Consider the following 11,142-nt stretch of genomic DNA (forward strand, 5'->3'; position numbering starts at 1 on the left):
TTCCACCCACAATTAAGTTACGCTATGTCAATGTCACAGGTTAAAGTTACAAAATATCCTTTAATTTGGGGAATTGTGCAAATGAGATCGTATTTTATCGAAAATTAATTAACAACATTTACTATAATCAAATAATGATTATGGAGGTTTCGGATGAAGAAATTTGTTAAATGGTTTTCAATAGTGCTCGGTACACTATTAATTTTAGATATTGGTGCGGGAATGTATTTCTTCCACGTTGCCGAAGTCAGAGGACATAAAAGCTTCTTGTCGAGTTCAACAGAATTATCGAAGAAAGACCCACTGTACAAGCAACGTCATTGGTACCAAACGGTCCATAAAGAAAATTGGAAAATGACATCTGCAAATGGGAAACATCAATTGGATGCTTATTATATTCCAGCAGAACATAAGACTAATAAGTCAGTTATTTTAGCACACGGATATATGGCGGATAAAACGCAAGATGGTGGTGCGGCTGGAATGTTCCATGAAATGGGTTATAACGTTTTGGCACCGGATGATCAAGCGCATGGTAAGAGTGAAGGTAAGTTAATCGGCTATGGCTGGATTGACCGTCGTGATTATATTAAATGGATGAACAAGCTGCTAAAAGCGGAAGGCTCTAACCAACAACTTGTCATGTGGGGAATCAGTATGGGTGGTGCAACTACCATGATGACCAGTGGCGAAAAGGACGTACCTCATCAAGTGAAAGCATTCGTTGAAGATTGTGGGTACACTAGTGTTGATGATGAAATTACCTATCAGGCAAAGAGTATGTACCACTTACCAAAATGGCCACTGGTACCAACAGTTAGTTTAATTTCACAACTTCGAGCTGGTTATAATTATTCCGAAGCCAGTGCGGTTAAACAGCTACACAAGAATAAACTCCCAATGCTATTTATTCATGGAAGTAAGGATACATTCGTTCCAACATCAATGTTAGAACCGGTTTATGAAGCTACTAAAGGTCCAAAAGAAAAGTTGATTGTTAATGGTGCCAAACACGCTAAATCAATGGATACTGAACCTGAATTGTACTTTAAAACTGTCAAAAACTTTTTAAGTAAATATGTTTCATAAAAAAATCTCTCCTGATTCAGGAGAGATTTTTTTATAAGCTGTTAACAAATCTTTGATACTGCGTTTCTTCGTGGGTATCTGTAGCAGTAATGTTTTCTAAATTAGCGTCGTGTAAATCGGATTCGGTTATTTCAATTTTAAAAGTTACAGTGGCATTACCAGTGAGTTCAATCCAATATTGGTCATCATTTTTATGAGCGGTCGTTTGCACCATACCACCGGGATTAGTGACGTTTGTGAGCGTCTCGAAAGTTCCTGATTCGGGATGAGTTAAGTCATAGACAAGTGTGGCAGCTGACATACCGGTTCCACAAGCGTTTGTTAGTCCAACGCCACGTTCAAAGGTTCGGACAAAAATTCGGTTGGGTCCCAGTATTTCAACAAAGCTCAGGTTAACTCCATCCGAAAAGAATTCATTGGGTTCATTTAAGCGACGACCTAAGTCTTCAAGTAAGCTACTTTCCATTTCATCGTGAGTTACGATTCCAATTAGATGCGGATTGGGAACTGAAACAGCTGAAAAATGAATTGAGGGATGTAACTCAGGGATGATTTCATCAATTACTTGAGTATGCTCTGGCAATGTCATAGGTAAAGTATCTAAATCAAAACTAACTGGCGAAATTTCATCGCTAAAGGTTGGAATCCCAGTAAATAATTGAGGCATTTTGCGGACGCGTAAGTTAGCGTGCATTGTATCAACTAAAAATTGATCCTGATTGGTGGTTTCAGAAAGATAACGAGCTACAGTGCGCAAACCATTGCCACACATGCTGGCTTCACTACCATCTGAGTTAATTACACGCATTTGTGCTAGCGCGTGTTCTTTGGTTGGTTGATTAACAACTAGCAGGCCATCAGTTCCGCCAACAGCTTTATCATCACTCTTTAAACTAGTCTGAGCAAGCTGTTGTAGTTCTGAGTCGGATAATGGTTGATTTAAGTTGCGCTGATCAATTAATAAAAATGTATTTTCTGATCCGTGGACTCTTAAAATTTCAGTCATATTAATACTCCTTTTTTAAATTGGTACATGTGTTTTAGAGCGACATTGGTTCAGTTTGAAAAAATTCATGATAGATTTGTTTGATAGCTGGATTGGCAAGTTCCTTATTAACACCAATCATGATTGAAATTCGAGAAGCACCCTGATTAATCATTCGGACACCGATGTTCTTGATAGCAAGCGAGTGGAGGATGTGATCAAGTGTTCCAACTCGTCCACGCATTCCCTCACCAACGACCATGATGATGGCATAATTATCAATCCATTCCATTTGATCTGGATGGAGGGCTTCTTTAATTTCCGCGCACATTTTTGAAATAGTTGTTTCAGTTAAATGGCTCTTATCAAAGATGACAGTTAAATCGTCAATTCCAGAAGGCATGTGTTCATAACTTACTCCATATTTATAAAAGATTTGGAGTAGTTTGAGCGTAAAGCCGGTTTCCTTATTTAAAAGATAGCGGTGCAAGTATAGCGCTGAAAACCTGCTGGATCCTGCAACACCTGTAATTGGACGATTATATAAAGCATCTTTCTTCGGAACAATCATCGTGCCTGGTCGGTCCGGATGATTAGTATTCTTAACATTGATTGGAATTTGACCCTGAATAGCAGGGATAATAGCTTCATTTTGAAAAACACTAAAGCCAGCATATGAAAGTTCTCGAAGCTCGACGTAGCTCATCTGATCGATTGGAAATGCATGGTCAACCACAGCAGGATTAGCAGAGTAAATCGCATCGACATCTGTAAAGTTTTCATACAAATCAGCATGTAGTCCACGTGCCAAAATAGCTCCGGTAATATCTGAACCACCACGCGCAAATGTGGCAATTTCATGTTGATTGGTATATCCAAAAAATCCGGGAACAATGATGCGCTCGTTACCAACTTCAATTTGATTCAATTTATCGTAAGATTCTTCTGAAATTGTTGCATCATTTGGTGAACCTTCCACAGTGATACTAGCTTCGTCTGGATTTAAAAACCTAGCAGGTATTCCCATGTGTGTCATGATTTTAGCAGTTAACATTGCGTTCAGACGTTCTCCATGAGCTTTGAAAGCTGCTAGTAGAAATTCGTGTGAAGGATATTGTTGTTTTGGTAGATTCAAAATATGATCAACAATTGGAGCTACCTGATCAGTTGGTAAATCAAAGTATTCAGCAATTTCTGTGTAGCGTGCAGTTAATAATTTTTGAATTTCAGTTAAATCCTCGTGAGCCAAAACTTTATTAGCGTATGTGATTAATAAGTCAGTCACTTTAATATCATTGGCAAAACGTTTACCGGGAGCAGAAACCACAACTACTTGTCGTTCTGGATCGGACTTAATAATATTAATAACTTTTTCAAGTTGTGGTCCACTAGCGAGTGATGTTCCACCGAATTTAACAATTTTCATAATGTTATCCCTGCTTAATTATTAGAATTTTTTAATTTTTAAATGTGATTGGTTTTGATATTAACATGCTTCGAAATAATTTCAAGAGCTAAGTTCATAGCTGATATAAAAGCTTTCTATAGATTGTGTGGAATCAATACGAGTATTTATTTTTAAAATTAAAGTCGTCTGTCAAAATAAAGATTAAAAAATAACTTGACTAACTGTGAGAAATATTATAATCTTTTAATTAACTTAAGAGGTCGCAACCGACAAGATTAGGTGGTGGAGTTCACACAGAACTTTGAAGCTATCGAAAGGGGAAGTTGCCGAAGCGGTTATTCGTGTAAATAACTTAGCTGGGACGCTGCTCAATAAGCAACGGACTGTCACAACGTTCACTCGTTGTGGGGCGCTTAACGAATAAGATGATCATTTCCAAAGTCTTTTCGCTGTGTGGATTCCACAATGGTGAAAAGACTTTTTTATTTAGGAGAATGATTATGTCAGCAAATCTTGATATTGAAACAAATGCAGAAGATCAACTAACGATTGGTGGAATTGAAGCTACCAAACTTGTTCAGCAATATGGCACTCCGCTGAACGTTTATGACGTGGCACGGATTAGAAGTCAGATTCGCAAATTTAAAAAAGTCTTTGAGGAAGAACAAACTGAGTACGAAGTGAGTTATGCTTCCAAAGCCTTTTCTTCCATTGCCATTTTTCAAGTTATGTCTCAGGAAAATATGCACATTGATGTTGTATCTGGTGGAGAACTTTATACCGCATTGCAAGCACATTTTCCAGCTAGTCAAATTAGTTTTCACGGAAATAACAAGAGCCGAGAAGAATTATCAATGGCACTTGAAAATCACGTTGGGACCATTATTGTGGATAACTTCCATGAGCTGGAATTACTACAATCATTATTGGAAGAACAACCAACAACTGTGAATATCATTTTAAGAGTAGCACCAGGTGTTTCGGCTCATACCCATGAGTACGATCAAACCGGCCAAATTGATAGTAAATTTGGATTTGATATTGATTCAGGTCAAGCAGATCAAGCATTTGAAATTGTTAATCAAAATAGCAATCTTAATTTAATCGGGATTCATGGTCACATTGGTTCACAAATTTTTGAATCTGAAGGATTCGATTTAGAGGTTGAACGATTGATGCAACTCCTCGTTCATTGGAAGAAACGATATGATTTTGTGAGTGAGGTTTTAAATGTTGGCGGAGGATTTGGAATCCAATATGTTGGAACCGACAATCCACCTGCACCTGAAGAACTTGTTCGCCAAATCATTCAAAATGTGCGACAGGCCGCAGAACAAAATCATTTGCCATTGCCAGCAATTTGGATTGAACCCGGACGTTCACTTGTGGGACCAGCAGGATACAGCCTTTATACGATTGGTTCTCGGAAGGATATTCCAAATTATCAACCTTATGTCAGTGTTGATGGTGGAATGGGTGATAATATCCGACCAGCCCTTTACCAAGCTGATTATAGCGGTGTAGTTGCAAACAAGGTTCATGCACCAGTTGTAGAAAATGTTCGAATTTCTGGAAAGTACTGTGAATCAGGCGACATTTTAATCAAGAACCAGCCGCTACCAGAAACAAAGCCAGGCGATATCTTTGCTATCTTAGCTACGGGAGCTTACGGATATTCAATGGCTTCTAATTACAACCGAAACCCACGACCAGCAGTTGTTTTCGTTGAAAATGATCGTGCACAAATTGTGATTAAAAGAGAAACGTTCCAAGATTTAGTTAATTTAGACAGTGAATACTTCATTAATATAGGAGGAAACTATGACAAAGAAAATGACCGCACAAGAAATTATTGATTTTATTGGTAATTCAAAAAAGCAAACGCCAGTTAAAGCATATATTAAAGGTGATTTAGCAAATCTATCATTTCCAGACTCAATTAGAGCTTTCGTAGAAACTAAGAGTGGGGTCATCTTTGGTGATTGGGCAGATGTTAAAGAATGGCTTGATGAAAACCAATCTCAGGTTGAGGATGTTGAAATTGAAAATGATGCTCGTAACTCAGCCGTTCCACTGCTAGATATTAAGGAGATAGATGCTCGAATTGAACCAGGAGCTGTAATTCGGGATCAAGTCACAATTGGAAAACATGCAGTAATCATGATGGGCGCTATCATTAATATCGGTGCTGAAATTGGTGAAGAAACCATGATTGATATGGGTGTTGTACTTGGTGGCCGTGCAATCGTCGGCAAGAGATCACATATTGGTGCCGGAGCAGTGTTAGCAGGTGTAGTAGAACCACCTTCGGCAACGCCAGTTACAATTGGAAATGATGTTGTCATTGGTGCTAATGCGGTTGTGATTGAAGGAGTTCAAGTTGGTGATGGTGCGGTAGTTGCAGCAGGTGCGATTGTAACGAAAGATGTTGCACCACACACAATGGTAGCTGGCGTTCCCGCTCGTAAAATTAAAGATATTGATCAACAAACTGAATCAAAAACACAACTACTAGATGAATTAAGGAAGATGTAGAATGACAGAACTTTTAGCAAATGGTTTAAGCCAAATCAGAAGAGCGTTACATCAGATACCGGAACTAGCTTTACAGGAATTTCAAACACATGACTTCCTATTAAATGAAGTTAGACAATTTAATCAAGAGCTTTTAACTATTCATGAAATTCCTGATTTGCCAACTGGGCTGTTGGTGCGGGTAGCTGGAAGTGCACCTAAACGAACGATTGGATATCGCGCTGATATTGATGCTTTACCAGTTGAGGAAGAAACTGGGTTAGAGTTTAAATCTCAATATAAGCACACAATGCACGCCTGCGGCCACGACTTACATATGACGGTGGCTTTGGGAATTTTGAATCATTTTGCTGAACATCAACCTGTCGATAATATTGTGTTTTTCTTTCAACCAGCTGAAGAGAGTGAAAATGGTGGAAAGTTAGCGTACGAACAAGGTGTGTTCACAGATGAATGGCACTTGGATGAAATCTACGCACTTCACGATACACCAGATTATGCAGCTGGCAACTTAGCTTGTCGTCCCGGTGTGTTATTTGCCGGAACGACAGAAGTCGATATCAAATTAATTGGTAAAAGTGGTCATGCCGGTTTTCCTCATGAAGCTAACGACATGGTTGTGGCAGCAAGCAATTTAGTGGTTCAACTTCAAACAATTGTTTCACGTAATGTTGATCCAACCGAAGGCGGGGTATTTACCATTGGGCAATTGCAGGCTGGTCATATTCGGAACGTAATTGCTGGTGAGGCAGAACTTCATGGAACAGTGCGTGGGTTTTCACAAGAAATGATTATGTTGATTCGTAAACGAATCGATGAGGTATGTAAGGGAATTGAGCTTGCATTTGATTGTCAGGTTGAAGTAGAAATGCGTCAGGGCGGATATTTGCCAGTTGTAAATAATCCTGCAACAACCGACCGTTTCATTAATTTTATGCAACAAAACTATCCGGACACATTTCAAATTTCCAAGCCAGCAATGACGGGTGAAGATTTCGGATACTTACTATCAAAGATTCCGGGCACCATGTTCTGGCTCGGTGTTGGTGATACAAGCCAATTGCATTCAAGTACCTTTAATCCCGATGAAAAAGCTTTAGAACCAGCAGTTCAAAAGATTACGGCTTTCTTAGAATATCGAATGAAAGAAGAGAATTGAAATGAGTAATACACATCAAATAATAACGGCACTTGTAACACCATTTAATCAAGATGGTTCCATTAACTACGATGAGCTAGAACAACTTACCAATCATCTGATTCAACACGGTAGTGATGGATTTGTCATTGGTGGAACGACAGGTGAAGGCCCTAACTTAAGTCATGATGAAAAAATCAATTTATTTAGTAAATTTGTAGAAATTGTGGATGGTCGAGCAAAAATCATTGCTGGGACGGGAACTAACAGTACGTCTGATACGGTCAATTTTACTAAAGAAGTTGCTCAGATTAATGGAATTGATGCTGGATTAGTGGTTGTTCCTTATTACAATAAACCCGACCAAGCAGGAATGGTTGCCCATTTTACTGCGGTAGCCGAAGCCAGTGATTTGCCATTGATTATCTACAACATTCCCGGACGTACAGGTGTGACGATGGCTAACGAAACAATCGTTAAATTAGCTCATCAACAAGGCATTATTGGAGTTAAGCAATGTACAAATTTAGATGATTTAAGCTATTTAGTTGATCACACACAAGACTTAGATTTTGACGTTTATACCGGTGAGGATGGACAGTTATTGTCTGGTGCTAAGGTTGGTGTCAAAGGTGTAATTTCAGTTGCGAGTCATCTCTTTGGTGATCAAATGCAAACCGTCACTGATCTGTTTGATCAAGGTGATATTAAATCTGCTGCTGAATTACAGGATCAATTAACACCTAAGATGACAGCATTATTTAGTCATCCATCACCAGCACCTGTTAAGGATGCTTTGAACCGATCTGGATTTGAGGTTGGTGAACCAAAACTGCCAATTTTAAAATTAAACAGTCAACAAAGTGATGAATTGCATGAAATCTTAGCACAAGGGGTATCTGATAATGATTAAGATTATTTTAGCGGGTTTCTACGGCAAAATGGGTCAAGCTGCTCTCAATATGATTCATAAGAATGATCAATTCCAATTGGTTGCTGTATATGGACCACATGCTAACGCACATACTGAATTGGCACCGGAACTCGACAGTAAAGCTATTTTCGAACAACTTTCAGATAACTTTCCAAGTGCTGATGTGTGGGTGGACTTAAGTATTCCAAGTGCAGTATTTGAGAATGTACAATTCGCTTTAAAACGTCATTTAACACCAGTTGTTGGAACGACTGGATTAACGGATGATCAAGTTCAGACACTGACAAAATTGAGTGAAGAAGAACATCTTGGTGGCTTGATTGTGCCTAACTTCAGCTTGTCGGCGGTTTTACTAATGCAATTTGCAAAACAAGCAGCTAAATATTTTCCAAATGCGGAAGTCATTGAAATGCACCATGAAGATAAACTTGATGCGCCATCTGGAACGGCTTTGAGAACCGCAGCGTTGATTGAAGAAGGACGTACAGAAGCTCCAATTAATTTAACTAATGTAGAAGAACAACCAGCTCGTGGACAGTTATCTAATTCGGTTCCAATCCACGCTGTTCGATTACCAGGGTATGTAGCGCATGAACAAGTGTTATTTGGTAGTAAAGGCGAGGCCTTAACAATTCGACAGGACTCATTTAGCCGTGATTCGTTCATGCAGGGTCTTGAACTGGCCATTTTAAAAGTTATCACTTTAAAAGAATTAACGATTGGATTAGAGAATATTTTATAGGAGTGATGATATGCCAAATGTTGATCCGCGTTGTATAACGCAAATAAACCGGGATGTCCAAAAGCTGGAACCATCTGCAATTCGAGCTTTTGATATCCAAGTTAGTTCAATTCCTGGGATTACCAAGCTTACACTGGGTGAACCGGATTTTGATACTGCAGCACATGTAAAAGAAGCGGGAATTAATGATATTGCGACTAATGATTCTCACTACGGAGCAACAGCTGGTAAACCAGAATTAAGAAAAGTCATTGCTGAGTATTTACAACGTCATTTTGATTTGAATTACACGGCGGATGAAGTTCTGATAACGGTTGGCGCAACCGAAGCTATTACAGTTGCCATGAAAACTGTTTTAAATCCAGGAGATTCAGTACTAATTCCAACTCCGGTTTATTCTGCTTATAATGCGGTAGCCACCATGTTAGGTGTTAAGAGTGTTCTTTTGAACACTTCTCCAACTGCTTTCAAGCTGACCCCTATCACCTTGAAAGCTGCTTTAGACGCCAATCCTGGTATCAAAGCTCTAATTTTAAATTATCCTTCTAATCCAACTGGGGTAACGTATTCCAAGACCGAATTGGAAGAATTAGTTCAAGTGATTAAGCAGAGCGGAATTTGGGTTATCAGTGATGAAATCTACGCAGAGCTGACATATGAAAAACAACATACGTCTTTTGCTAAATTACTTCCAGAACAAACAATCTACATTAATGGTGTATCTAAGGCTTATGCTATGACTGGATATCGCGTGGGTTATATCGCTGGGCCTGCAGATTTGATGCCGTTCCTAACCAAAGTTCATCAATTTATGGTGACTGTAGTGCCAAACGTAACACAAGCAGCAGCGATTGAAGCAATTTCAAACGGTGATGCTGAAATCGATAAAATGCGTGAAATCTATCATCAGCGTCAACAATTTATGAAATACGCTTTGAACAAGCTTGGGTACGAGTTCGTTGAACCTCGTGGAGCGTTTTATTTATTTATTCAAATTCCAACCGACTTTGTAGGTGATTCGTTTGCCTATGCCTTGGAGTTAGCTCAAGAAGCTGGTGTGGCAGTGATTCCAGGAACCGCATTTGGACCTGGTGGTGAACGATACGTCCGTTTATCATATGCTGCATCAATGGAAAAACTAAATTTAGCAATTGAAAAGATTACAAAATATCAAGAAGAGATTAAATCGGAGGCAATGTAATGAGTGGATATCGAGTAGCAGTCGTTGGGGCAACTGGAGCAGTTGGAACCCGCATGATTCAAATGTTAGAAGAAACTAGTTTACCAATTGAAAGTGTTCGCTTATTAGCTTCCAGTCGTTCAGCTGGCAAGCAACTTAAGTTTAATGGTCAAACGATTACAGTTGAAGAAACAACCCCAGAATCATTTGAAGAAGTGGACTTAGCGCTCTTTTCAGCTGGTGGTGGTGTATCTAAGCAGTTTGTTCCAGAAGCTGTAAAACGTGGTGCAGTAGTTGTTGATAATACAAGTGCTTTTCGAATGGATCCTAAAATTCCATTGGTTGTTCCTGAAGTTAATCCAGAAGCTATGGAGAATCATCAAGGAATTATTGCCAATCCAAATTGTTCAACTATTCAAATGGTAGTTGCTTTGGAACCCATCAAGAAAGCGTTTGGGTTAAAGCAAGTTGTTGTTACAACGTTCCAAGCTGTCAGTGGAGCAGGACAGCGTGCATTAAATGAATTGGAAGAAGAATCACAAGAAGTACTAAATAATGAAGCAGTTGATCCACAAATTTTACCGGCAGCCGGTGATAAGAAACATTACCAAATTGCTTTTAATCCATTACCACAAATTGATGTCTTTGAAGATGAAGGTTATACCCACGAAGAATGGAAAATGATTCATGAAACTAAGAAGATTATGCTGGGTGAAATGAATGATTCAGCTATCAAAGTAACTGCAACTTGCGTTCGTGTACCAGTTCCTGTTGCTCATTCAGAAGAAGTTTATTTTGAAGTTGAAGATCAAAATGCCACTGCAGATGATATTCGTCGTGTATTGAGCGAAGCTGACGGTGTGGTTGTTCAAGATGATCCTGAACATCAAATTTATCCTCAAGCAGTTAATGCTGTAGGTAAGAAGGATGTATTTGTCGGTCGGATTCGTCCAGATCAAGAAAATGAAGGCAGCTTCCATATGTGGAATGTTTCTGATAACTTGTTGAAAGGTGCCGCTTGGAACTCAGTAGAGATTGCTGAAAAGTTGCATGAACAGGGGTTACTGCATTTGTAAAAAAATCTCTCTAGTATAAAAAACTAGGTGATCTGAACCCATAATATTGGACTAA

Annotated in this window: 10 protein-coding genes and 1 riboswitch; of the genes, 8 read left to right on the forward strand and 2 right to left on the reverse strand. The window is 39.0% G+C overall.

Annotation, left to right across the window (positions count from 1 at the left end):
• Positions 1 to 153 precede the first annotated feature (153 nt).
• Positions 154 to 1,089, forward strand: coding sequence for an alpha/beta hydrolase (locus IV88_RS08110; protein ID WP_057800401.1), 936 nt, complete (start codon positions 154 to 156; stop codon positions 1,087 to 1,089).
• A gap of 31 nt (positions 1,090 to 1,120) precedes the next feature.
• On the opposite strand, the gene dapF is transcribed toward IV88_RS08110, so the two are convergent.
• On the reverse strand, positions 1,121 to 2,095 hold the full coding sequence (gene dapF / locus IV88_RS08115; protein ID WP_057800402.1) for a diaminopimelate epimerase: 975 nt from the start codon (positions 2,093 to 2,095) through the stop codon (positions 1,121 to 1,123).
• 34 nt (positions 2,096 to 2,129) lie between these two features.
• Positions 2,130 to 3,500 (reverse strand): aspartate kinase, encoded by a 1,371-nt coding sequence (locus IV88_RS08120; protein ID WP_057800403.1) that lies wholly within the window; start codon positions 3,498 to 3,500, stop codon positions 2,130 to 2,132.
• A gap of 228 nt (positions 3,501 to 3,728) precedes the next feature.
• Positions 3,729 to 3,905: riboswitch (Lysine riboswitch) on the forward strand.
• A 77-nt stretch (positions 3,906 to 3,982) separates the two neighbouring features.
• Between IV88_RS08120 and lysA the strand changes: the two genes are divergently transcribed.
• From lysA to IV88_RS08155, 7 genes are read left to right on the forward strand one after another with little or no spacing between them, the layout of a single operon-like run.
• Entirely contained in the window at positions 3,983 to 5,338 is a 1,356-nt protein-coding gene (gene lysA / locus IV88_RS08125; RefSeq protein ID WP_057800404.1) for a diaminopimelate decarboxylase, read from the forward strand.
• Positions 5,304 to 6,017, forward strand: coding sequence for a 2,3,4,5-tetrahydropyridine-2,6-dicarboxylate N-acetyltransferase (dapD, locus tag IV88_RS08130; protein ID WP_057800405.1), 714 nt, complete (start codon positions 5,304 to 5,306; stop codon positions 6,015 to 6,017). Before lysA ends, dapD begins: the two co-directional genes overlap by 35 nt.
• A 1-nt stretch (position 6,018) precedes the next feature.
• Positions 6,019 to 7,176 carry an N-acetyldiaminopimelate deacetylase gene (locus tag IV88_RS08135; protein WP_057800406.1) on the forward strand — a complete coding sequence of 386 codons (1,158 nt, stop codon included), beginning with the start codon at positions 6,019 to 6,021 and terminating at the stop codon, positions 7,174 to 7,176.
• Positions 7,172 to 8,068 (forward strand): 4-hydroxy-tetrahydrodipicolinate synthase, encoded by an 897-nt coding sequence (gene dapA, locus IV88_RS08140; RefSeq protein ID WP_371862101.1) that lies wholly within the window; start codon positions 7,172 to 7,174, stop codon positions 8,066 to 8,068. Before IV88_RS08135 ends, dapA begins: the two co-directional genes overlap by 5 nt.
• Positions 8,061 to 8,831, forward strand: coding sequence for a 4-hydroxy-tetrahydrodipicolinate reductase (gene dapB, locus IV88_RS08145; protein ID WP_057800408.1), 771 nt, complete (start codon positions 8,061 to 8,063; stop codon positions 8,829 to 8,831). Before dapA ends, dapB begins: the two co-directional genes overlap by 8 nt.
• A gap of 10 nt (positions 8,832 to 8,841) precedes the next feature.
• Entirely contained in the window at positions 8,842 to 10,032 is a 1,191-nt protein-coding gene (locus tag IV88_RS08150; protein WP_057800409.1) for an aminotransferase class I/II-fold pyridoxal phosphate-dependent enzyme, read from the forward strand.
• The gene (locus IV88_RS08155; RefSeq protein ID WP_057800410.1) at positions 10,032 to 11,087 is read left to right on the forward strand and encodes an aspartate-semialdehyde dehydrogenase; all 1,056 of its coding nucleotides are present in this window, start codon (positions 10,032 to 10,034) and stop codon (positions 11,085 to 11,087) included. The genes IV88_RS08150 and IV88_RS08155 overlap by 1 nt, the downstream gene beginning before the upstream one ends.
• Positions 11,088 to 11,142 lie beyond the last annotated feature (55 nt).

This window comes from Pediococcus argentinicus (assembly GCF_001437605.1).
GTDB classification, from domain to species: Bacteria; Bacillota; Bacilli; order Lactobacillales; family Lactobacillaceae; genus Pediococcus; species Pediococcus argentinicus.